The following is a 22,387-nucleotide window of genomic DNA, read 5'->3' as shown; positions in this document are numbered from 1 at the left end:
CAACTCGCTACGACAAACTTGCCAGAAATTTCTTGGCTGCCGTCCACCTCGCCGCCATCGTCGCATATTGGATCAATTGAGTCTGAACCCTAGTGCTCGCAAGGGCGGATGTCCGGATGCTGAAGTGAAGCGGCCAGGCTCGCGCAACTCATGTCCGCTTATGGCCCTCAGCGGACCAATCGCAGCATGGCGCGCCACGGCAGCTTTTGACCCGAAGGCGACATCGACCAGACGTATAATCGATCCCCTCAGCTCGCGCGTGTGTCCTTATGCTATTGTATCCACTTCGAGATGAGGGAGGGAAGGATGGACATTCGATCGAAATTAACGTTGCTGTGCGAAGCGTTCAACGCGCACGACCTGGATTCCATCATGGACTTCTTTGCTAACGATTGTGTCTTGGAGATGCCGAGGGGAGCCGAGCCATGGGGCTCGCGCTTTGAGGGGAAACGCAAAGTACGAGACGGGCTCGCGACGCGCTTTGAAGGCCTGCCGGACGTTCACTACGGCGACGTCGAACACTTTGTGGATGCGATGGCAAACACGGGCATTTCAAAATGGACACTAACGGGCACTACACGCGAAGGAAAAGCGATCGAGGTCCGAGGATGTGACTTTTACACGTTTCGCGCGGGCGAGGTGATCCGCAAGGACTCCTATTGGAAGATTGTTGAGGGCCCTTCGTCAGCCTAGCGATGCAAGAGTCCAAGTATGACCCATACAGACGAAATTCGGCATTCGTTCATCGGTCAGTTCGCGGGGGTAAACCGAACCTGATCACGCAAGGGCAAGATCGACGCGAATGACCCACCCCGGACATCGGGGACTGCGCCGCCTCTACTCAAGAGGCTCGCCGTTCAACGAAATCCGCCCCCAACGTGAATGTCAGTTCCATGCGGGACTCGTCGCCGAGATCTGCCTTTTTCCAAGTTGCGGGCGCATATTGTAGCGATAGCGCACCGCGAGATGGCTCAATGAAACGCCGCGATTTTATCACGCTTCTCGGCGCTGCGATGGTAGCCTTGCCCCTCGCAGCCCAAGCGCAGCAACCTGTGGTGCCGCGGGTCGGCTACGTCTGGAGCGGCGTTCGCGGGACGGACGTGTACTACCAGACCGGATTCCGTCAGGGACTTGCGGACCTGGGATATGTAGTGGGGCGCAACCTGCTGCTCGAAGAACGCTATGCCGAGGGCAAGCCGGAGCGCGTTCCTGTGCTGATCGCTGAACTACTCTCGCTCAACGTTGATGTACTCGTGACTCCAGGCACACCCGCTTCGCAGGCCGCGCAACGTGCAACATCCACGGTGCCGATCGTCTGCATGAGCGGAGATCCCGTCAGAGCCGGTCTTGTGGCAAGCCTCGCCCGGCCAGGCGGCAACATCACCGGGCTGTCGCAGCTCTCCGGCGATTACGGCGTCAAGTGGCTGGAGCTGCTGAAGGAGGCGGCACCGAAAGTGCATCGTGTCGCCGTGTTGTGGAATCCTGACAATCCGACGACTGCCAACCAAGTCGAACTCATGCAAAGAGCGGCACCCGGGCTCGGTCTCGAGTTGACTGCCCTCTCGGTGCGGCTCGCGGAAATCGATAACAGCTTCGCCGCTCTGGGAGAGAACGGCCTCGACGGCCTCGTCGTCACCGACGATCCATCGCTGATACCCCTCGTTCCCCGGCTGATCGCGCTCACCGCAGAGCGGCGAATGCCGGCGATCTATCCATTCCGCGACTCGACTCAGAGAGGAGGACTGATGTCGTACTCGGCCAACCTTTTCAAACTATGGCAACGCGCCGCAGGCTATGTTGATCGCATTCTGAAAGGGGCACGTCCGGCGGAGCTTCCCGTCCAGCAGACGACGGACGTGACCCTGAATATCAACCTCAAGACCGCTAAGGCGCTCGGTCTCGACATTCCAATCACGCTGCTCGCCGGTGCCGACGAGGTGATCGAATAGATAATTGCGGCGGTGCATGAGTCCGTTCCTGGCCCTTGGCTGACTTCAGCCCTGAGAGCGGCGATGTCCGCTTCCCAGATATGACCTGCCCAAGGTCATGCTGACTGCCGAGGGCAGCTTTTGACCCGGACCGGAAGCTGACCGAGTTCGTGGATGAACCATTTGAATTGTGTCCCCGACCAAGGGTCGGAAGGGGGGTCGGGAAAATAGCGATAGACTATCCCCGGCCGCTCCCGACGCCCCAGAAGCGATCGGGCGAGTGAAGAAAGCTTTGAGCCCAAAATGATGAGCAATCGAGCCAGGCAGAAGCGCTCAGCCTTCAATGTAAGGCAATTCGGAGTTGATGGTCGAAAGACGCTCTTCTTGCTGCTTCTCCTTTTCGCGATCCCCGCGGACGATTGCTCCGCGCAGACACCGCCGCCGCGAGTCGACGAACATGCGTTCGAGCGCGTGTCGCCGACGGTCGTGAAGAGATTGGCGACCCGCTTTTCGCTGGGCGCATTCGCCGGCCGCTTCGAGGAGACGCCGCTCGGCGCGGTCCGCGAAGCCGTGGGCGAAGGGACCATCCAACACCAGGGCCACGCTGGAGATAGCATCTATTGGCTGTGTTATAGACGCGCGCAGCATCGATTGTGGGTCGTGTCCAGCGGAGAGATGGGCGGCCCGGACCATCTCGTCACAGAGATCGTTGAAGAGCTCACCGAGAAAGACGCCGAAACCTCGACCGATTGCGCCATCATTCCGGAAAAGTTCGCGCCCCTCGTCTTCGACGGCAAGCTGCATTTAGGTATGTCGCGTTCGGAGGTAGTCACGGCGCTGGGACCGCCGTCGAAGTCGAAAGCTGCTCAGATGGTGTATTCTCACGAAGGAAAGCTCGCAGACGGTTTCGATGAGACCGCATGGCTCATTCTCCGATTTCGTGAGGAAAAGCTCGTGTCCATGCGCGGCGGCAAGACCACGACGAATTGAAGTGGCTGCTAGCAGCGTTCATGCTTCACAGCGTGATGCGAGCGAGCCAGGCCCGCTCGCGCAGGATCCCCATCACATAACCCAGCTTCACCACCACCTTTCGGCGAAAGCAAGCCAAGGGCACTTGGTCATCCACTTTGGCTACGATGCCCTCGAAGCTGTGCCCGAACTGACCCAAGGTGATGAGCAGCCGGGGCCAATAGTTCGACGTTTGCGGATGCGACTGAATCCGCCTGTCGCCTCATGTCGCCTTTGAAGGGTAGATCGGACCTGCCTAGAGCGGTCCAAAACGACGTGATTGGCCCGTGGGCGACCTCAGCCCAGAGCGCGGCGATGTCCGCTTCCCAGAGATGACCTGACCAAGGTCATGCTGACTGCCGAGCGCAGCTTTTGACCCGTTGCGGACTCGGGGAGTTAAGGAGCGGATTTGATCGGCAGCGTTGAAAGGAGCCGATGAACTACCGGCCATGGAAGCCGACAGGAACCCATTCAATCCGTATTTTGTTGAACAGATAGATCTCGACGCTTTTTGTAAGTCGGTGGAATCCGACAAAATGAGCTCCGTAGACGTCGTTGTTCCCTGCTTCCGGTACGGGCACTTCCTGCGAGAGTGCGTCGAGAGCGTTTTGACGCAATCCGGTCCCGAATTGCGCGTGCTCATCATCGATGATGCGTCGCCCGACAATACTGCGGAAGTTGCGAAAGAGTTGGTTGGCTCCGATCTCCGCGTCAATTACCGCAGGCACACCTCGAATCAAGGTCTCATCGCTACCGCCAACGAAGGCATCGCCTGGGTGAAGGCCAACTACATGCTTTTGTTGTCTGCGGACGATTACCTGCTGCCCGGTGCCCTCAACAGATCGGCGGATCTGATGGACGATCATCCTTCTGTCGCTTTCACCTTCGGAGGCGCGGTTGTCGTGGATCAACGGGGGGAGCGTTCGCGCCATAGAACAGGAGTGGGATCCAGAACCCACGTTTTGTCCGGACTTGATTTCATTGCGCTTAGCGGCGCAAGAAATATCGTGCTGTCACCCACCGTAGTGGTCCGCACGAGCCTGCAGAAAAGAGTAGGCGGGTATTTGGCTGACTTGCCCTACGCCTCTGACATGGAGATGTGGTTACGGCTCGCCGCACATGGCGACGTGGGGGTCATTGCTGCTGATCAAGCTGTGTATCGATCGCACTCGGCCAATATGTCAAGCGAGCCTTCGCGGGAGCAAGACCTGCTCCAACGCAAGGCGGCGATAGATCACTTCCTGAATAGTTGCGCCGCCAGGTTGACGAACGCTGATGATCTTCGTGCCTGGTTGATCCACATGTCTGCTCTTGAAGCGATCGGCTGCGCAAGCGCCGCCTTCAATGAAGGAGCGATGGAAAGCTCAGTACGCCTTTCTAAGCTTGCGGTGAGTATCGATCCGAGCGTTCAACGAACGCGGCGGTGGTGGTTTCTCGCCTGCAAGAAGGCTCTTGGGTTGCGAGGATGGCTGCTGGTGCGGCCTTCAGTTGAGTGGTTTAGGTCAATCTTCCAGATTCAGCGCCGCTGAGGCTGCTATAGCGACTGGGCCGTCATATTCGCTTTTGACCCCAAAGCTGACCTGTCGAGACATCCGCCGATTTGCCCGCTTGTGACCCGAAGCGGGCATGCGCCATCTCGCCGCATTTGCGACGCGGCAGTTGCATTCGCAGCAAGTGCGACGACCATTGACACCTGATACTCTGCACCTTTCCCCCAGCTGCGATGAGGATCGAATGAAGCGGCGGGAGTTCATGGCGACTGCTGCGGCGCTGGTCGTTTCGCCACGGCGGTTGCGGGCGCAAGGAATGCCTCGCCGAATCGGTTTCTTCGGTTTCTTAGATCCGATAGCTCGCGAAGCGTGGCGCGCCGGCTTACGCGAAAGGGGTTGGATCGAGGGCAAGAACCTGCTCATCGAATATCGTAATTATGCAGACCCCTCGGATCGCTTGCAAACCTTTGCTGCGGAGTTGGTAGCCCTAGCTCCCGATCTGATAGTCGCCGCCGGGCCGCAAGCAGCCTCCGCCCTGAAATCGGCCACCATTCCGATTGTCTTCGTGGTCGTTGCCGATCCCGTTGGACTTGGCCTGGTTCAAAGCCTCTCGCGCCCAGGCGGCAACATGACCGGTCTTACCTCGTGGGTTCCGGGAGATTGGTTTGGAAAACAAATCGAAATCCTCCGCGAACTGATACCCCATGCCGCAAAAATTGCGCTCTTAGTCAATCGCGACAACCCAATGCACAGGCTGCTGTTAGCTGAGGAGGTACCAAGCACAGCCCGGAAGCGCGGGGTCGCTCTGTCTATAGTCGAGGCGACTAAGACCGAGGAACTCGACACCGCCTTTGCTTCAGCAGCTGCCCAGCGCGCCGATGCAATGATTGTTTTTGGCGACATTCTGACCATTCGCCAAGCCCCACGAGTTGTCGGGCTCGCGGCGGAGTACCATTTGCCCGCGATTTACTTCTTCCGACAATTCGCCGATGGCGGATTGGTCGTCTATGGCCCCGATATAGCCGATCTATTCCGCCGTGCAGGCGGCTACGTCGATAAGATCCTCAAGGGCACCAAGCCTGCCGATCTGCCGGTAGAGCAGCCGACCAAGTTCGAGCTAGTCATCAACATGAAAACGGCCAAAGCGCTCGACCTCACTGTGCCGCCCTCGTTACTCGTTCGTGCCGATGAGGTGATCGAATAGAGATGGTATTTGCTGCGATGCATGAGTCCGATTTTGGCCCTTGGCTGACTTCAGCCCTGAGAGCGGCGATGTCAGCTTCCCAGAGATGACCTGACCAAGGTCATGCTGACTGCCGAGGGCAGCTTTTGACCCATATCGGACTTACTGCCGTTCTCAATTTGTATATCCGATGGACTAGGCTTACCCGGTAGGGGAACCGATCTTACCTTTTCCAGTTTGGAGTGGTCGGAAACTTTTCGAGGAGCCGCGCCATGGGAGATCGCCGCAAAAGAGTGAAGCAAACCCGCTCCCTTGAAGAACGAATGGCCGAACAGGCCATTACGCTCAAGAGCGGGCCCAGCCACTTGCCCGCTGGTGCGGAACGTGAGGGCTTGCTTAAGCGAGCCAGGATTGCTGAGACCGGCGCGCATCTAAGCGATTGGTTGACCTCGCCGGGCTTGCAGCCACCCAAGTAAGGGTTTCGGGAAAACCGTCCAATTTGATACTTAGCGGCATTGACAGAGCACGCGGTGTTTCGATGCTCCAAATGATTTTGATAATGTTCGGGGTCGGGACCGTGCTGGTCGGCAGCATAGTCCTCATATTCGAGTGGCGCGCGCTGGTAGGTTATTGGCGCTAACCCGCAAATCTCCCAATGGACGTGAAGTAAGACCGGACAGAGGCCGCCGAGCTAAGCTTGACCTGTGCGCGCGAGGGCGGCAGAGCGCGCAGGCAGAACGCTTTCATACATTTCCTTTCCAGATCAGCCATCGGTAGACGCCGAACACGTTGATAAGTGTCACCACGACGTTTTGCACCATCAGCGCATATTCCGCCGTTAGATAGCCGACGACGATCCAGATCACCGATGCACCGCTCAGTACGACGAAGGCCCAGCCGGTAATGAGTGGCCGCGCCCGGGCAGCTAGGATCAGCCCGGCGCCGATCGTGCCGACTGTCGCCACCCAACGCAGGATTTCATCCATGACGCGTGTGCTCCCCGAAAGCCGACGTCGGAGCGTCGCTCCGCGATTTGCCTATACGGACGCAGTCACAGGCAGGCCGCCGGAGTGGAACTTTCCGTCTCGTGCGCCGACCACCATGCGACCCCCGCCCGAGCGACTTGGTCCCACAGTGGCGGCGGAAGGTCAGGGTACCACTGTGGTGATCCCGTGCGGTATCAACTCCGCTGCGCCGAGTTTCCATCAACCGGCGTGCTGGCACATTGCCCCGGGCTGCCGAACTGAAATCTGAGCCAAGGACTTATCTGCGCAACGAGATGATCGAATGAGCGCGGCTTCCGCTGTTGGCCCTTAGCTGACCAATCTCGGCATGTTGCGTGATGGCAGCTTCTGACCCTAAACGGGCATTAGTTTGCGCTAGCCACCCGCCTGCAAGTCTTTGGTTGCGCTTCGGCTGAACATCCAGTGTAGTTTGCACACCAAGGCCCTAAGGATAGGCCTGCGGGCCGAAACGCCCAAAGGAGCAGCGATGACGAAGATCAACAGAAGATCAGCGCTATCACTGGGTTTTGCAACCGCTGCGGTGCTCGCGGCGGGAACATCAGCCTCCGCACAAACTAAGCCACCACAAGGCGTAAGCATCCAACCTTGGGGTAAACGCGAGTCGATGATCCCGGGCTACAAAACAGTCTCAATGCGCGATGTCGTTTATCAGCCAGGTGCGAAGACTTCCAACCCGTCCATGCCCAATGACATGGTTTGCCACGTGCCCGAGGGCGAACTCCGGGTGAAACAAACCGACGGCATGGAATTTGTTGCGAAGAAGGGTGATGTTTGGACTTGCAAGAAAGGCATCGGCGAAGATCTCGAGAATGTCGGTTCAACTGTCGCGATCATGCGCATTATCGACCTGCTACCGGCATGATCATCCGCGCTTCCAGGGTCGGGGATTGATATTCGCCGATACGGAGGATTGCGGAAATTTGGGCTGCCCGAAAGATCGTCGCAGCCAGCGCTCGCGGGGCTGCGACGACCGACCAGTGGCGACTTCCGCTTTGACCCTCAGCGGACCAATCGCAACATGGTGCGCCACGGCAGCTTTTGACCCTCAGCAGACTTCGTGCGCATCGCGCCCAGTTAGGGAACCAATATCGCAATCGATAAACTTCGATCTGCTCGGCAAGCCCTTCTCTAGCCTAGCCAGTACAAACTAGGGAGCAAAGGATTGTGGCCATGTACTTCCTCACTGCTTGCCTGATGGTGGTCGTCTTGAGTGCCGCAGTGGCGTACCGTCGAGCTGGATCTCTACCACGAAACCTTCAGGGACGGCTCGACCGTCAGCAGCGGCGTGCGGCGATGTGGCCCGCTATGTGCGCAGGAATTTGCGCACTGCGGCTGCTTGGACTTCACTATGTTCGAGGCTGGCAAGAATCCGGTCCCCTCGAAACGGACTATCTCCTCATGCTTCTCCTGCTTATCACCTCTTTCTTTGGTGGTTGGTTTCTTGGCATCATTGGCTGGATTGATTGACCGCCGACAAGCTGCCATGACCTTGGCATCGTCCTGTTGATGTCCGGTTTTGGCCCGTGGCTGACCTCGGTCGCCGCCTGTCGGATGTCAGCAAGCGCCCCCAGGGCGGACCATTCAGTTTCCGTCTGGTACCCCGCGGAATTCCGACCACGCCTGTCAGGATCTCCATCTCCTGCTACACACGGCGTCACGACTTATTCTGTTTTGCCTCCACATATCGTGCGAAGCTGTCGAGGATCGCCTGCCAACCGCCTTGCTGCTGCTCGACCGAGTGCGTCGGTTCGCTGTCGAAGACGACGCGGACGACAACGGCTTTTGGGCCGGGCACGAACTCGACTTCGGCCTTTCGATCGCCGAACGCGTATTCGATCCGCTTGTGTTCAACGATCTTCGTGTAGGTGGCGGCGAAGTCGAAACCCATGCTGCCGTCCTTGGCTTCCATGCGCGACGAGAAGGCGCCGCCGTCACGCAGGTCGACCGTAGCCCTGGTCGTATGCCAGTCGTCGGAGGCGGCGTTCCACTTCACGATGTCGGAAGGTGTCGTATAGGCACGCCAGACCTGATCGACGGGGGCGGCTACGTTGGTCTCGACGGTAATTCTCATGGGCATTGCTCCAGGTTCGTTTTGACGGCTTGAGGTGATGACATCACTTCACGTGCACGGGTCCATACACGGCCCTTCCGAGCAGTGTCCACCGGAGGACGATCGAGACTGGTCCCTGCCGACATGGTCGCGCCGTTAATGCGTAAAAAAGAAAGGGGTGTCACCAGAACGCCTTTGGGCCATCCGCGACCGATGCCTGAAACGGTAATTGCTCTCGACGGTCGAGGAACGGCCTCCGGCGCAGCTTGTTGGTCCGCCAAGCACCAGGAGGCGTGACCATGGAACGCATCAGCAAGGGCCAGATCCTCCTGCTCGCCGTTTTGGCCATGATCCTGATCTTGACCGGTGTCTGGGCCGTTTCGGTATGGAATGCCAGCAGCGGGGTCGAGATCGGCAGGCACGGCTGGATCGCGCTAGGCCTTGGCACATTTTTCTCCTTGCTGATCGGATGCGGACTGATGGCGCTGATATTCTTCAGCAGCCGCAGCGGTCACGATGACAGCGCCGATCCCTTCCGGCACAAGCAAGACAAATCGGCCGAGTGATGTTCGAGGCCGCTTCTGGCCGCACGCGGCGCTGGCGGCCTCGGATTGAGCCGAGAGATGATGGACCGAGACGCCGGCAAGCTCTCGCCGATGGACGATGCGCGCGCACCGTCGCCTTGAAATCGCGGCGCGGATGGCCTAGGTCTTTGCCGTGCAGCACGGTGTTGTCCAACGACTTCGTCAACTCGCCAGAACGGCCATGTTCGTGGCGATATGGGCCTTTGTGATTCAGGTGACCCTGATCTCGGTTTCGCAGGTGCAGGCGGCCGTTGGCGCGATGCCTGCACCTTCGGTCACGTTAAGTGGTTCCCTGCATTTTCACGATCAGCTGGCGGGCCATGTGCATTCCCATGGCGGTGACGACGCCGAAGGCCACGTTCATGATGGGCCCGATCACGACGACGAGGGCGCTCCAGGCGTGGTTTGGGACATGTTTGGCACCTCCATCGCCTCACCGCAACTCATCGACCTGCTCGGTTCCTTTGAAGTGCTCGGCGCTGTCGAACTGCCGGTTGCGCGGGTCATTATCGGGGTAAGTCCCGAGGCACTCATCCGGCCACCAAGTACCTTCAGCATCGCGTGATCCCGGCGGCCTTCGGCCGCCGCCTTTTGCATGTCTGAAGGATCTTTCCATGTTCATGAATCAGCGCTGCCCGAAAGGGCGGCCAACAACTCTTTGGCTGTCCGGTCTTGGCTGGTTGGCAAGCCTGTTCTTTGGTCTATCAGGCGCCTTTGCCCATGAGGGGCACGATCACGGCGATGCTGACAAACCGGCGGCTGTCTCATCAGCCTATCCGAGGGTTGCCGCGCGCTCCGAGCTTTATGAGATCGTCGGCATCGTGAAAGACGGCAAGCTTTCCGTTTTCATTGACGATGCAGTTACGAACGAACCGGTTTCGGATGCTGGGTTGCAAGTCACGATCGGCGATTCCGCCCCAATCGAGGCTCCGAGCAACGGAGAGGGTGTCTACACGGCGACGATCCCGAATGGCACACCGCCTGGATCGGTTGAAGTCATCTTCTCGGTTAGCGCCAGGAAGGGGAATGATCTGCTGGTCGACTCCTTCATACCGACGCGTGCCGGCGATGCCCGACTCCCGGAACAGAAGCATGAGCGTGGCTGGCTTTTCTCAAGCCGAACTGCCATCGCTGCCTCCGCGCTAGCTGCCTTGGGTCTCGGCCTTCTCTTCGCCTATCGGAGGCGACGTGGCCGCAGCATGGCCGCCTCCATTTCCGCTGCGATGGCAGGGGCGCTCGTCATTCTGGCTGCCATCATGTTCGGCGAGGGCCGGACGAACCCAACGCCACCGAATCCGCCGGATGCTCCCGCACTGAGCGATGCGCCGCGGCGCCTGCAAGACGGCACCGTCTTCGCGGCCAAGCCGACGCAGCGGTTACTCGATGTACGGACCGCCGCAGCCGAGCCGCAGACGATTCATCCCGCAGTTACGTTGATCGGCCGCGTCATGGCCGACCCCAACCGGAGCAGCATCGTGCAGAGCGTCTACGGGGGCCGCGTCGTACCGAGCAATGGAGGCATACCTCGCATTGGACAGACCGTTCGCAAGGGCGATCTGCTCATCCAGATCGAGCCGCATCTGCCGGTCGCAGACCGCACCACGATCCTCGAGAAGGTGGGTGAGATCGAACAGTTGACGGCGGTCACGGAAAACAAGCTGCGACGGCTGAGGCCGTTGGCCGAACGCGGCGCGGTACCGCAAGGGCAGGTCAACGACCTCGAAAGTGAATTGGAGGGTCTGCGGGCGCGCCGCGAAACGGTCCGAAATTCCCGCACCGGCTTCGAGGAGCTGCGGGCATCAACCGACGGCATCATCACGTCCGCGAAAGTCGTGCCGGGCCAGGTCATTCAGCCGCAAGACATCCTGTTTCAGATCGCGGACCCAAGCAGCCTTTGGGTCGAGGCATTGGCCTATGACGATATCGGCTTGAAGCAGCCGGAAACCGCAACGGCGATGGCCCCAAATGGGCAGCAGATTGTGCTGACCTTCATCGGAACCAGCCGGGCTTTGCGCCAGCATGCATCCGTCGTTCAGTTTGCGATGCCAGAGCCGCCAACGGGCCTCAATATCGGTCAGCCGCTCAATGTGATGGTCCAGACCGGCGCACCCGTAACGGGCCTGCTCTTTCCGCGCAATGCCGTCGTTCGGAGCGGTAACGGCGAGAATATCGTCTGGCTGCACTCCGGACCCGAGCGCTTCGAGCCGAAGCCCGTTCGCGTGCTGCCGGTCGACGCGGCCCACGTGATTGTGGCGGTCGGTATCAACGAGGGCGAGCGCATCGTCGTTCGCGGCACCGACCTCATCAACCAGATCCGGTAGACCGCTCATGTTCAAGCTCATCGTGCAAGCAAGTCTGCGCAATCGCCTTTTCGTGCTGGCAGTAGCCGCCGTGCTGGTCGGCTACGGCCTGTTTGTCCTGCCTAGCATTTCTGTTGACGTCCTGCCGGATATCAACCGCCCGACCGTCAACATCCTGACCGAGGCAGAGGGACTGGCGCCCCAGGAGGTCGAACAGCTGGTGACGTTCCCGATCGAGACGTCGATGAACGGCATGCCCGGCGTGATCCGGGTGCGCTCGGTCTCGGGTGTTGGTCTGTCGGTTGTTTACGTCGAATTCGACTGGGGTATCGACGTTTACCGCGCCCGGCAATTCGTCTCGGAGCGGCTGGCGCTGATCCGCGAACAATTGCCCTCTTCGGTCAATCCCCAGATGGGGCCGGTGACGTCGATCATGGGCGAGATCATGCTCATCGCGCTGACGAGCGATGGCACAGCTTCGCCCATGGAAGTGCGCGAGATCGCCGACTTCGTCGTCAGGCCGCAGCTCCTTGCCATTCCCGGTGTCGCCCAGGTGATACCCATCGGCGGCGAGGTCCGGCAATACCGGGTGACGCCGAACGTTGCGACGATGCAGGCGCTCGGCGTCACTCACGACCAGATCGAGCAGGCGGTCGCAAAGTTCGGCACCAACAGCGGCGGCGGCTTTGTTGACCAGCATGGCCGCGAATATTTGATCCGCAATGTCGGACTCACCAGGAAAATCGAGGACCTCGGCAACACCGTCGTTGCCACCCGCGACCGGCAACCGATCCTGCTGAAGCAGGTCTCCGCCGTTGATTTCGCCGCGCGCACCAAGCGGGGCGACGCCGGCTACAATGGCAAGCCCGCCGTCATCGTCAGCGTCATGAAGCAGCCAGCCGCGGATACCGTGGCATTGACGCGCAACATTGAAGCCGTGCTCAGGGACCTGCAACGCACCATGCGCAGTGGGATTAACGTCACCAACGTGCAATTCCGCCAGGCCACCTTCATCGAGACATCGATAAGCAACGTTGAGCGCGTTCTGGTCGAGGCCGCCATCGTGGTCGCCATGGTCCTGTTCGTCTTCCTGATGAACGGACGCGCCGCGTTGGTTTCGCTGACGGCCATTCCAATATCGATCCTCGTGACGGTCCTGGTGTTCCGCGCCTTGGGCCTCACGATCAACACGATGACGCTGGGTGGACTTGCCATCGCCATCGGCGAACTGGTCGACGATGCCGTGGTGGATGTTGAAAACATCCTGCGGCGCTTGCGGGAGAACGCCGCGTCGAGCACGCCGCGTCATGTTCTGGACGTGATCTCCGGGGCGAGCCAGGAGGTTCGTTCCAGCATCGTCTATGCAACGATGATCATCGTTCTCGTCTTTGTGCCGCTATTCGCCCTGCCGGGCATCGAAGGACGGCTGTTCACGCCGCTTGGTGTGGCCTATGTGGTCTCGATCCTCGCTTCGCTGCTGACGTCGATCACGGTGACGCCGGTTCTGTCCTACTATCTGCTTTCGGGGCGGACCGATTCAGGCGACGGCGAAAGCCTTGTTGTCACCAGGCTGAAGCAGGCCAATCGGCTGGTGCTCGGATGGGCTTTCGAGCGGCCGGGTCTCGTGCTGAGCTCAGTCGCGGCGGCGGTCGTCGTGGCAGGCTACGCCGCGAGCCAGATGCCCCGCAGTTTTCTTCCCCCCTTCAATGAAGGGACGCTGGTGCTGTCGCTGCAATACAATCCGGGAATCTCGCTCGCGGAGTCGAACCGTCTTGGACTCCTGGCGGAGCAGTTGCTCGCAAAGGTGCCCGAGGTGAAATCGGTCGGGCGCCGCACCGGCCGCGCGGAGCTCGATGAGCACGCCGAAGGCGTGCACTACAGCGAGATCGATGTCGATCTCGTTTCGTCCGGCCGGCAGAAGGTGGACATTTATGCGAGCATCCGAGAGGCCCTGTCCGCGCTGCCGGCGGCGGTCACCATCGGACAGCCGATCAGCCACCGCCTGGATCATCTCCAGTCGGGTATTCGTGCCCAGATCGTGCTCAAGATCTTTGGACAGGACATCGAGATGTTGCGCCGCCTGTCCGAAACCGTGCGGCAACGTCTATCGACGATCCCCGGTCTGGTCGATCTCCAGGTCGAAAAGCAGGTGCTCATTCCGCAGGTGCGGGTTCAGGTCGACCATGCTCGCGCCGCACTTCATGGCCTAACGCCGGCCGCGATCACCCAGGCACTCGACACGCTTTCCAATGGCCGGAAGGTCTCCCAGATCGTCGATGGTAACCGCCGCTTCGACGTCGTCATGCGCCTGTCGGAGCAAGACCGTTCGACAACGGGGCTGCAAAACCTGCTCATTCCGACGGGCCTGGAATTCGTTCCGCTGAGCGCTTTGGCTGAAGTCGTCGAGACAGATGGACCGAACCAGATTCAGCGGGAGGGGACCCAGCGCAGGATCGTCGTCTATGGCAACGGGGACGGGCGCCGCGACATCGCCGAAATCGCTGCCGACATCCAGAAGGCGGTTCGGGAACTCGATTTTCCGCAAGGCTACACCACCAACCTCGAAGGTGCCTTTCAAGCCCAGCAGCAGGCCTCGTGGCGCATCGGCATTCTGTCGCTGGCATCCCTGACCCTGATCTTCATCGTCCTCTACAGTCGTTACCGATCAACCGCGCTGTCGCTGATCATCATGGGCGGCATACCGCTCGCCCTGATCGGCAGCGTTGCGGCGCTGAAGATCTTCGGCCAACCCTTGTCGGTTGCGTCGATGATCGGCTTCATCACGCTTGCCGGCATTTCGGCGCGTAATGGGATCCTGAAGATCTCGCACTACATCAATCTCGCCATTCATGAGGGGGAGCGTTTCGGGACCGGGCTTGTCGTTCGTGGCAGCATGGAGCGCCTCAGCCCCGTTCTGATGACGGCGCTCTGCGCAGGACTTGCCCTGACGCCGCTTTTGATCGGCGCGGATCAACCGGGCAGGGAAATCCTGCACCCCGTGGCCGTGACGATCTTCGGCGGCCTGCTCAGCGCCACGATCCTCGACACCATCGTGACCCCAATTTTGTTTCTGATGTTCGGCCAGCCGCCGTTGGACCGCCTGGCGGCCGGACATGCCGCAACCTTCACCCCCGCGGAAGCCGAACTCCGCACAAGCCCCGAGGAGCTACCGATGAGAAAATATGCGTTCCTTGCCCTGATCGCTGTGATCGCCGCTGCCCCGAGTTCTGCCACGGCGCAGGCTAAAGGCAGCAACGGCGGTCCCGTCGTCAAGTCGCAAGGACATCCGATCGAGTTTGTCCGCAAGGGCACGGAAATTGTCTTTTATGTGGGCGACGACGATGGTTCTCCGTTGTCGACCAAGGACATGCGGGGGCGCGCAACGATTCAGGACGGCGGCAAGACCGTCGCCGTTCCGCTCGCGCCGGCCAATCCCAACCTGATGGCGGGAAAGCTGCAGGCCGAGCTGTCGCCAAAGGCCATTGTGGTGTTTTCCGCGAGTTTGCACGGTCATTCGCTGACGGCGAGATACACCGTGGAATAGTTGGCGCGCAATAGGTGGCCATGATGCAGGCCGATGGCCTGCAAGCGCCTGGATTTCTGGTGAATCGATGGAGACGCGGCGGTCTTGCCAGCCCGGCAGTCAGCGAAGCCCGCCGTTCGTCCGCAGGGATCGTACGAAATCGATCACTGCCAGAATCATGACGCTGACAACAATGATGATGAGCGGGATGGCCTTGATCCAAACCACCAGGATTCCAAGAAATGTCACCACGAGCGCGAGGCCGATGAGTCCGGTGATCGCATTGGTCATCGCACGTTCCTTTTCTCCGCACCGGGAGCCGATTTCGCCCCGGCGCTCGCGACTTTGCGCCGAGTGCCACGACCGGTGCGTCCGATGGTCCTGACAAGCCAGTGCGCCGTGCGCAGGAGGCGGGCATCGTTGTCGCGGCGGCCGACGAGCTGAACGCCGAGCGGAAGGCCGGTTTCGGAGCTCATCAACGGCAGGCTGATGGCGGGCACGCCGAGATAGGTCCAAAGCGTGCAGAAAATCGGGTTGCCCGTCGTCTCAATTCCGGGCGCCGGGCCCGGCGCTGCGGGCGTCAGGATCGCGTCATATTCGTCAAAGATATGGTCCAGCGCCTGATTGAGCGGCGCAATCCCGGACAGTGCGTTGCGATAATCCAGCGCGAGATGCGTGCGGCCGCGCTCGATCGCCTGACGCAGCGGTGTGCTCAGCCTGTCGGCGCCCCGCTGGTAGTCGCGCCGCAGATTGTGCGCCATATCGACTTCCATGATGATGCGGTGCATATCGACGGCCATGTCGAAGCTGGGCCCAAGCTCGACTTCGCTCGACGCGTCACCCAAAACCTCGACGAGCTCGGCAAAGGCATCATGCGTCACCGGCTCGGCCTGATCCCAGACCGGAGAGCGTACGAAGGCAAATCGCGGCGGTAACGGCGGCTCGCTCGCCGCGACCGTGGAGAATGGCGGACACGCAACAGACCGGGTGTCCGGATCCTCCTGGTCGAAGCCGGCGAGGGCCTCGGCGAGCAGGGCCACGTCCTCGACGCTGCGCCCAAACACGCCGACATGATCGAGCGTGCGCGACAATTCAAGCGCGCCGGTGCGCGGAATGATGCCGTGCGTGGGCTTGAAACCGACCACGCCGCAGAAGGCGGCGGGACGGATTACCGAGCCGTTGGTCTGCGAGCCGATGGCACCTGGCACCATCAGCGCCGCAACGGCCGCGGCGGAGCCCGAGGACGATCCGCCGGGCGTGTGAGCCGTGTCGTGCGGATTTCGAGTCTTGCCGGGATTGTAGTACGCGTACTCGGTGGTCACCGTCTTGCCGAGGATCACAGCGCCAGCCGCCCGCAGACGCGCCACGGCCGCCGCATCGCGGCGCGGCGTGCGTCCGGCCCACAAATCTGAGCCGAATTCCGTCGGCATGTCGCCGGTGTCGAAGATATCCTTGATGCCGACGGGCACGCCATGCAGCGGGCCTAAAGCCTTGCCGTGCTTGCGATGATCGTCGGCGGCCTCTGCCTGCCGCATCGCGTGGTCGGGATCGAGGAATGCCCACGCATGGATATCGCGATCGACCTCATCGATGCGCCTGAGGCAGTCGCCGACAAGCTCGGTCGAACTGAGGCGGCCATCGCGGATGCCGGTCGCAGCTTCCGTGAGACCGAGCGCGTTGAGACTCATGCGTCGACTTTCTGCGGTTTACCGGGTCCGCTCATCGGGATCCATAGAGATAGGTGGGCAGCCACAATGCGATCTCCGGGAAGATGTAGACCAACGCCATGGTGAGGAAGACGAGGCCGACAAAGGGAAGCGCGCCGGAGAAGATGTCGGTTAGCTTCACCTGAGGCGGCGCCACGCCCTTCAGATAGAAGGCGGCCATCGCGACCGGCGGCGTGTTGAACGCCGTCTGCGTGTTCAGTGCCACCAGGATGCCGAAGAAGATCGGATCGATGCCGTATTGGGGAAGCAGCGGCAGGAAAATCGGCACGAAGATGATGATGATCTCGGTCCATTCCAGTGGCCAACCGAGCAGAAAGATGATCAGCTGGGTCAGCAGCAGGAACTGGATCGGCGAAAGGTCCATCGAGGTGAAGAACTGCTCCACCACCGACTGTCCGCCAAGGACGGCAAACACCGCGGAAAACGTCCACGACCCGATGAACAGGTAGCAAACCATCGCGGTGGCGCGCACGGTCAGATACACGGATTCGCGCAGCATCTCGTAGTTGAGCGAACGATAGGCGGCCGCCAGAACCATGCTCATGAGGGCACCCACCGCGGCCGCCTCGGATGGCGTTGCCAAGCCAAACAGAATTGCGCCGAGCACCGAAACGATAAGCAACGCAAGTGGCAGGAATGACGTGGCAAGTGCCCAGACGACCTTGGACGTCGGCACGTCGGTCTGTTCGCGCGGCAGCTTCGGCGCGAGCGCGGGATTGATGATCGCGCGGGTCATCGCATAGAGGACGTAGAAGCCAGCGAGCAAGAATCCCGGAAAGAACGCGGCCGCATAAAGCTTGACCGCTGAAACGCCGGCGGTCGCCGCATAGACAATCAGGAGAATGCTCGGCGGAATCAGGATGCCGAGGCAGCCACCGGCGCAGACCACGCCTGCCGACAGCTTGGTGTCGTAGCCCGCTCGCAACATCGCGGGCAGGGCCAGCAGGCCCATCAGCGTGACAACGGCGCCGACAATGCCGGTGGCGGTCGCGAACATCGCGCAGGTGATCAGCGTGGCCACCGCAAGCGCGCCCGGCACGTTCTTCATCGACAATTGCAGCGAGTAGAACAGGCGGTCGAGAATGTTGGCGCGTTCGATCAAATAGCCCATGAACAGGAAGAGCGGAACCGCGACTAGAACGTCGCTGGACGTGACCTCGAACGTCTTCTGCACCAGCAGCGTGAAGATGCGATTCTGGAAGAAGTCCTGACCGGGGGTGTAGTAGGCATAGTAGCCGAACGAGACACCCATCGCCATCAGCGTGAAGGCTATCGGGAATCCGAGCATGATGATGAAGATGAAGAGGCCCAACATCAGCATGCCGAGTTGAGGATCGGTCATGCGCCTGGTCCCTTCTCGCGCTGCGGCTCAACCGCCTGCTGCTGATGCTCGCGGATGACGAGGCTCTCGGTTTCTTCCACGTCGTGCAGGCGTTGCGGCCATCGGCCGGTGCGGATGCAAAGCACACAGCGAATGATTTCGGCGATCCCTTGCAGGAACAGAAGGAAGCCGGTGAGCGGGATCAGCGCCTTCAGCGGAAACACCGGCACGCCGGCCGGACTGAAGATGCTGACCTCGCGGAACCGCACCGACATCTGGGCGTAATTCCAGCCCGCATACATCAGCGCCCCGATCGCCGGCAGGAAGAACAGGATATACAGGACGAGGTCTATCGTTGCCTGGGTGCGCGGCGACCAGAGGCGGTAGACCACGTCGGCGCGGACATGGCCGTTGCGCGAGAGCGTATATGCGCCGGCCATCAGAAACATCGCGCCATAGGTGATGTAGCTGATGTCGAAAGCCCAAGTGGTCGGCGCACGCAGCACGTAGCGCACGAACACCTCGTAGCTTACCCCCAGCGTAAGGACGAGAATCAGCCATGCAAACGCCTTGCCGACCCACGTGCTCAGCTCGTCGATGAAGAACAGAAATTTCGTCATGCGAGCCGAACTCGCTGCGAGCAATACATCCGGACGTCCCCCTAATTCGTGGGCGGCGCTTCGATCGCGCCGCCCCTCTATACGGCCTCACGCCAAGCGCCGCGACAGCCCTCAGACCTTGAGCACGCCAGGAAAGTGATGCTCGAAGGCGCCGCGGTAGTCCGTCGCGTTATTCGTGTTGTAGTAGACCACGCGGCGCACCCATTCCTTCTGCGAGTCCATGACTTTCTTCATGAATGGATCGGAGCCGAGCTGGGCGATCAGACCGTCCCATGCCTTGATCTGCGCGTCGAACACCGACTTCGGCGTCCGCGCGACGTTGACCTTGTCCTTGTTAATCAGCTCCTGCAGGTCCTTCGAATAATAATCCATGGCTTTCCATTCGTTGGCGGAGGACACAGCTTCGGCGGCGTATTGCAGGATTGCCTGCTGTTCCTTCGGCAGCGCGTTGAATTTCGTCCGGTTGAACATGATCTCGAAATATTCCGTCGCCTGATGATGGCTGCCCATCATGTAGTTCTTGGCGACATCCTGCGCGCCGAAGCGCCGGTCCGAGGTCGGATTGTTGAATTCGAACCCGTCGATCACGCCGCGCTCCATCGCGGGCACGATCTCGCCACCGGGTAGCTGCGCGACGGATGCACCCATCGCCTGGAAGAGATCGGCGGCCAGGCCCACCGTGCGATACTTCAAGCCCTTGAGGTCATCCGCGCTGGTGATGGGCTTCTTGAACCAACCGAGCGGCTGGGTCGGCATCGGCATGGCGAAGAAGCTCTTGATGTTGACGTTCATGATCTTGGTCTGGAGCTCCTCAAACAGCTCCTTGCCGCCGCCGTTGTGGATCCAGCCGAGGCCTTCGTTGGCGTTGAAGCCGAACACGGGGCCTGTACCGAACAGCGAGGCGGCCTTGTGCTTGCCGTACCAGTAGACAGTGACCGTGTGTGCGGCGTCGATCTGGCCGCCATGAACGCCATCGAATACCTGGAACGGATGCACGACCGAGCCGCCGACCAGATAGTCGATGCGCAGTCGACCTCCGGCCATCTCGTTGACGCGCTTCACATAGTCTTCGGCCATTTCGTTGAAGACATCGGCCTTGCCCCACGAGCCCTGCATCTTCAGGGTCGCCGTTTGCGCGCGGCTGACTTGCGGCATGGCGATGGTGGCAGCGCCGGCGGCGCCGGCCGTCAGCAAGAATTTGCGACGAGTGGTTCTGGTCTTTTCAGACTTTACAGTCATGGACGTCCTCCCTGGCGGCTTCGTTGTTCGAACGCGTTTCGGTGCGCGTCGATGACCGCTGGAGGTAGGCCGCATTCCAGCGACTTTGATCGAAGTTTGGACGTATTGCCGGCATCCGACAAGCTACCCGATGTCGCATTCCTTAGTCTTAGGCGATCCCATTCGAGCGTTCAGTAGTGAGATACTCACGGGCCTGTCGCGGCGCAGCAAAGATGAAGGCGAACGTCTGCATCGCGGCGTTCGCATGTTGAGTCTCGACAGGAATGTTGTGGCCGAGCCGGCTGACCGTCACGAGACCATGCCAACTCCAGTCGCCGGATGTGTGGAAGTCATCTAGACCACGGCATAGGCCAATGACCTTCCAAAGATCGGAGGGGGCGGAAACGCTCGGCGCAAGCTCCCGCATGATGTGGAGCACAAGCCGCGAGTGACAGCGGGGCTGGCCGCCGGCAGCCCGCTCCGGGGCTGTCGGTCGCGGTTTAGTTGCCCTGAGCGGTCGGGCCCATGACAGGAGGCGGCATCGGCCTGTCCGATTCCGTACCCCGCCGGGCTTCCCCTCAGCGCCGGCATGCCCTATGACGCTGCAACGCAAAAATCCCCCCAAAAGATAGTCATGATCCGCCTCGACAACGTCAGCAAGCAAGCCGGCCACCAGATCCTTTTCATTGAAGCCTCCGCGGCCCTCAACAAGGGGGAGAAGATCGGCCTGGTCGGGCCGAACGGCGCCGGCAAGACCACGCTGTTCCGGATGATCGCCGGTGAGGAACTGCCCGACGAGGGGCAGGTTTCGACCGATCGCGGTATCACCATCGGCTATTTCAACCAGGACGTCGGCGAGATGTCGGGCCGCAGTGCCGTGGCCGAGGTGATGGACGGGGCCGGCCCCGTCAGCGAGGTCGCGGCCGAGCTGCGCGAGCTCGAGGCCGCCATGGCCGATCCTGACAAAGCCGACCAGATGGACGAGATCATCACCCGCTACGGCGAGGTGCAGCACCGTTTCGAGGAGCTCGACGGCTACGCGCTCGACGGCCGCGCACGCGAAGCGCTGTCCGGCCTCGGCTTCAGCCAGGAGATGATGGACGGCGACGTCGGAAAACTCTCCGGCGGCTGGAAGATGCGCGTAGCGCTGGCGCGTATTCTTTTGATGCGCCCGGACGTGATGCTGCTCGACGAGCCGAGCAACCATCTCGACCTCGAAAGCCTGATCTGGCTGGAAAAATTCCTGCACGACTACGAAGGCACGCTGCTGATGACTTCGCATGACCGCGAGTTCATCAACCGCGTGATCTCAAAAGTGATCGAGATCGATAGCGGCTCGCTCACCACCTATACCGGCGACTACGAATTCTACGAGCAGCAGCGGGCGCAGAACGAGAAGCAGCAGCAGGCGCAGTTCGAGCGCCAGCAGGCGATGCTCGCCAAGGAGATCAAGTTCATCGAGCGCTTCAAGGCGCGCGCCTCGCATGCGGCCCAGGTGCAGAGCCGGGTGAAGAAGCTCGACAAGATCGAGCGGGTCGAGCCGCCGCGCCGCCGCCAGAGCGTGGCATTCGATTTTCCGCCGGCACCGCGTTCGGGCGAGGACGTCGTGGCGCTCAAGAACGTGCACAAGGGCTACGGAGCCAAGCGCATCTATGACGGGCTCGATTTCATGATCCGGCGCAGGGAGCGCTGGTGCGTGATGGGCGTCAACGGCGCTGGCAAGTCGACGCTGCTCAAGCTCGTTGCGGGTGCGAGCGAGCCGGACCAAGGCACGGTGGCGGTCGGCGGCAGCGTCAAGATGGGCTATTTCGCCCAGCACGCGATGGACCTGCTTGACGGCGAGCAGACGGTGTTTCAGTCGCTCGAATACGCGTTTCCGACCGCCGGGCAGGGAAGCCTGCGCGCGCTCGCCGGCTGCTTCGGCTTCTCCGGCGACGACGTCGAGAAGCGCTGCCGCGTGCTGTCAGGCGGCGAGAAGGCGCGGCTGGTGATGGCCAAGATGCTGTTCGACCCGCCGAACTTCCTGGTGCTGGACGAGCCGACCAACCATCTCGACCTCGCCACCAAGGAAATGCTGATCACGGCGCTTTCGGATTTCGAGGGCACCATGCTGTTCGTCTCGCATGACCGGCATTTTCTGGCGACATTGTCGAACCGGGTGCTGGAGCTGACACCGGAAGGCATCCACCAGTTCGGCGGCGGCTACACGGAATATGTTGCGCGCACCGGGCAGGAGGCGCCGGGGTTGCGGTCGTAATTGGGGGGCGGGTAGCCCGGATGGAGCGCAGCGCAATCCGGGATTCGTGCCACATGGGCAGTCGTGCGATGCGGATGGTCGCCCCGGATTACGCTTCGTTCCATCCAGGCTACGAAGTGCAGGTCGTTGGACCCGTAGCCCGGATGAAGCGCA

General features: G+C 60.9%; 18 protein-coding genes and 1 pseudogene. 12 read left to right on the top strand and 7 right to left on the bottom strand.

Annotated features, from left to right (window positions below; genetic code table 11):
- Positions 1-306 precede the first annotated feature (306 nt).
- The 5 genes from GGD61_RS36710 to GGD61_RS36690 all read left to right on the top strand — a co-directional run bounded on the left by GGD61_RS36710 (position 307) and on the right by GGD61_RS36690 (position 5,630).
- A complete protein-coding gene (locus GGD61_RS36710) occupies positions 307-693 on the top strand; it encodes a nuclear transport factor 2 family protein (protein ID WP_092262065.1) in 387 nt (128 codons plus the stop codon).
- Between the two features lie 281 nt (positions 694-974).
- On the top strand, positions 975-1,949 hold the full coding sequence (locus GGD61_RS36705) for an ABC transporter substrate-binding protein (protein ID WP_177237469.1): 975 nt from the start codon (positions 975-977) through the stop codon (positions 1,947-1,949).
- A gap of 363 nt (positions 1,950-2,312) precedes the next feature.
- Positions 2,313-2,918: a hypothetical protein gene (locus GGD61_RS36700; protein ID WP_092261972.1), complete on the top strand. Its 606-nt coding sequence runs from the start codon at positions 2,313-2,315 to the stop codon at positions 2,916-2,918.
- Positions 2,919-3,385: 467 nt separating this feature from the next.
- Positions 3,386-4,465 (top strand): glycosyltransferase, encoded by a 1,080-nt coding sequence (locus GGD61_RS36695; protein ID WP_183232139.1) that lies wholly within the window; start codon positions 3,386-3,388, stop codon positions 4,463-4,465.
- Between the two features lie 97 nt (positions 4,466-4,562).
- Entirely contained in the window at positions 4,563-5,630 is a 1,068-nt protein-coding gene (locus GGD61_RS36690) for an ABC transporter substrate-binding protein (RefSeq protein WP_244550821.1), read from the top strand.
- Positions 5,631-6,352: 722 nt separating this feature from the next.
- Here the strand turns inward: GGD61_RS36690 and GGD61_RS36685 are convergent.
- Positions 6,353-6,595: a hypothetical protein gene (locus GGD61_RS36685; protein ID WP_051056887.1), complete on the bottom strand. Its 243-nt coding sequence runs from the start codon at positions 6,593-6,595 to the stop codon at positions 6,353-6,355.
- Positions 6,596-7,100: 505 nt separating this feature from the next.
- Here GGD61_RS36685 and GGD61_RS36680 point away from each other — a divergent pair.
- Both GGD61_RS36680 and GGD61_RS36675 read left to right on the top strand, forming a co-directional pair.
- On the top strand, positions 7,101-7,496 hold the full coding sequence (locus tag GGD61_RS36680; RefSeq protein ID WP_177237470.1) for a cupin domain-containing protein: 396 nt from the start codon (positions 7,101-7,103) through the stop codon (positions 7,494-7,496).
- 308 nt (positions 7,497-7,804) lie between these two features.
- The gene (locus GGD61_RS36675) at positions 7,805-8,101 is read left to right on the top strand and encodes a hypothetical protein (RefSeq protein ID WP_092261977.1); all 297 of its coding nucleotides are present in this window, start codon (positions 7,805-7,807) and stop codon (positions 8,099-8,101) included.
- Positions 8,102-8,288: 187 nt separating this feature from the next.
- Here the strand turns inward: GGD61_RS36675 and GGD61_RS36670 are convergent, their stop codons facing one another.
- On the bottom strand, positions 8,289-8,705 hold the full coding sequence (locus tag GGD61_RS36670; protein WP_183232138.1) for an SRPBCC family protein: 417 nt from the start codon (positions 8,703-8,705) through the stop codon (positions 8,289-8,291).
- 278 nt (positions 8,706-8,983) lie between these two features.
- On the opposite strand from GGD61_RS36670, the gene GGD61_RS36665 reads away from it, so the two are divergent.
- From GGD61_RS36665 to GGD61_RS36650, 4 genes and pseudogenes are all read left to right on the top strand, one after another.
- Positions 8,984-9,250, top strand: coding sequence for a hypothetical protein (locus tag GGD61_RS36665; protein WP_183232137.1), 267 nt, complete (start codon positions 8,984-8,986; stop codon positions 9,248-9,250).
- A gap of 199 nt (positions 9,251-9,449) precedes the next feature.
- Entirely contained in the window at positions 9,450-9,833 is a 384-nt protein-coding gene (locus GGD61_RS36660) for a hypothetical protein (protein WP_092261979.1), read from the top strand.
- A 49-nt stretch (positions 9,834-9,882) separates the two neighbouring features.
- Positions 9,883-11,589: an efflux RND transporter periplasmic adaptor subunit gene (locus tag GGD61_RS36655; protein ID WP_244550822.1), complete on the top strand. Its 1,707-nt coding sequence runs from the start codon at positions 9,883-9,885 to the stop codon at positions 11,587-11,589.
- Between the two features lie 7 nt (positions 11,590-11,596).
- Positions 11,597-14,692 (top strand): annotated as a pseudogene (locus GGD61_RS36650) (efflux RND transporter permease subunit); the annotation flags it as partial.
- Positions 14,693-15,211: 519 nt separating this feature from the next.
- On the opposite strand, the gene GGD61_RS36645 reads toward GGD61_RS36650, so the two are convergent.
- The 5 genes from GGD61_RS36645 to GGD61_RS36625 all read right to left on the bottom strand — a co-directional run bounded on the left by GGD61_RS36645 (position 15,212) and on the right by GGD61_RS36625 (position 19,998).
- Positions 15,212-15,382, bottom strand: coding sequence for a hypothetical protein (locus GGD61_RS36645; RefSeq protein ID WP_018322909.1), 171 nt, complete (start codon positions 15,380-15,382; stop codon positions 15,212-15,214).
- Entirely contained in the window at positions 15,379-16,779 is a 1,401-nt protein-coding gene (locus tag GGD61_RS36640; protein WP_092261980.1) for an amidase, read from the bottom strand. Before GGD61_RS36640 ends, GGD61_RS36645 begins: the two co-directional genes overlap by 4 nt.
- Before the next feature lie 31 nt (positions 16,780-16,810).
- Positions 16,811-18,160: a TRAP transporter large permease subunit gene (locus GGD61_RS36635; RefSeq protein ID WP_092261981.1), complete on the bottom strand. Its 1,350-nt coding sequence runs from the start codon at positions 18,158-18,160 to the stop codon at positions 16,811-16,813.
- Positions 18,157-18,759 carry a TRAP transporter small permease subunit gene (locus tag GGD61_RS36630; protein ID WP_092261982.1) on the bottom strand — a complete coding sequence of 201 codons (603 nt, stop codon included), beginning with the start codon at positions 18,757-18,759 and terminating at the stop codon, positions 18,157-18,159. The genes GGD61_RS36635 and GGD61_RS36630 overlap by 4 nt, the downstream gene beginning before the upstream one ends.
- A 111-nt stretch (positions 18,760-18,870) precedes the next feature.
- Positions 18,871-19,998: a TRAP transporter substrate-binding protein gene (locus GGD61_RS36625; protein ID WP_018322913.1), complete on the bottom strand. Its 1,128-nt coding sequence runs from the start codon at positions 19,996-19,998 to the stop codon at positions 18,871-18,873.
- A gap of 613 nt (positions 19,999-20,611) precedes the next feature.
- Between GGD61_RS36625 and GGD61_RS36620 the strand changes: the two genes are divergently transcribed.
- Positions 20,612-22,234, top strand: a complete 1,623-nt coding sequence (locus tag GGD61_RS36620; protein WP_028144936.1) for an ABC-F family ATP-binding cassette domain-containing protein — start codon at positions 20,612-20,614, stop codon at positions 22,232-22,234.
- The last annotated feature ends 153 nt before the right edge of the window (positions 22,235-22,387 follow it).

It is taken from the genome of Bradyrhizobium sp. SBR1B (assembly GCF_014198205.1).
In the GTDB taxonomy this organism is placed as follows: domain Bacteria; phylum Pseudomonadota; class Alphaproteobacteria; order Rhizobiales; family Xanthobacteraceae; genus Bradyrhizobium.
This window is presented reverse-complemented; position numbering and strand designations above follow the sequence as displayed.

Excerpts from the sequence above, each read along its gene's own strand:
- GGD61_RS36645 (WP_018322909.1), bottom strand. The coding sequence starts at position 15,382 with ATGACCAATGCGATCACCGGACTCATCGGCCTCGCGCTCGTGGTGACA.
- GGD61_RS36685 (WP_051056887.1), bottom strand. The coding sequence starts at position 6,595 with ATGGATGAAATCCTGCGTTGGGTGGCGACAGTCGGCACGATCGGCGCC.
- GGD61_RS36690 (WP_244550821.1), top strand. The coding sequence starts at position 4,563 with ATGCGCCATCTCGCCGCATTTGCGACGCGGCAGTTGCATTCGCAGCAA.
- GGD61_RS36680 (WP_177237470.1), top strand. The coding sequence starts at position 7,101 with ATGACGAAGATCAACAGAAGATCAGCGCTATCACTGGGTTTTGCAACC.
- GGD61_RS36620 (WP_028144936.1), top strand. The coding sequence starts at position 20,612 with ATGATCCGCCTCGACAACGTCAGCAAGCAAGCCGGCCACCAGATCCTT.
- GGD61_RS36705 (WP_177237469.1), top strand. The coding sequence starts at position 975 with ATGAAACGCCGCGATTTTATCACGCTTCTCGGCGCTGCGATGGTAGCC.
- GGD61_RS36635 (WP_092261981.1), bottom strand. The coding sequence starts at position 18,160 with ATGACCGATCCTCAACTCGGCATGCTGATGTTGGGCCTCTTCATCTTC.
- GGD61_RS36660 (WP_092261979.1), top strand. The coding sequence starts at position 9,450 with ATGTTCGTGGCGATATGGGCCTTTGTGATTCAGGTGACCCTGATCTCG.
- GGD61_RS36630 (WP_092261982.1), bottom strand. The coding sequence starts at position 18,759 with ATGACGAAATTTCTGTTCTTCATCGACGAGCTGAGCACGTGGGTCGGC.
- GGD61_RS36670 (WP_183232138.1), bottom strand. The coding sequence starts at position 8,705 with ATGAGAATTACCGTCGAGACCAACGTAGCCGCCCCCGTCGATCAGGTC.
- GGD61_RS36625 (WP_018322913.1), bottom strand. The coding sequence starts at position 19,998 with ATGACTGTAAAGTCTGAAAAGACCAGAACCACTCGTCGCAAATTCTTG.
- GGD61_RS36655 (WP_244550822.1), top strand. The coding sequence starts at position 9,883 with ATGTTCATGAATCAGCGCTGCCCGAAAGGGCGGCCAACAACTCTTTGG.
- GGD61_RS36640 (WP_092261980.1), bottom strand. The coding sequence starts at position 16,779 with ATGAGTCTCAACGCGCTCGGTCTCACGGAAGCTGCGACCGGCATCCGC.
- GGD61_RS36665 (WP_183232137.1), top strand. The coding sequence starts at position 8,984 with ATGGAACGCATCAGCAAGGGCCAGATCCTCCTGCTCGCCGTTTTGGCC.
- GGD61_RS36710 (WP_092262065.1), top strand. The coding sequence starts at position 307 with ATGGACATTCGATCGAAATTAACGTTGCTGTGCGAAGCGTTCAACGCG.
- GGD61_RS36695 (WP_183232139.1), top strand. The coding sequence starts at position 3,386 with ATGGAAGCCGACAGGAACCCATTCAATCCGTATTTTGTTGAACAGATA.
- GGD61_RS36675 (WP_092261977.1), top strand. The coding sequence starts at position 7,805 with ATGTACTTCCTCACTGCTTGCCTGATGGTGGTCGTCTTGAGTGCCGCA.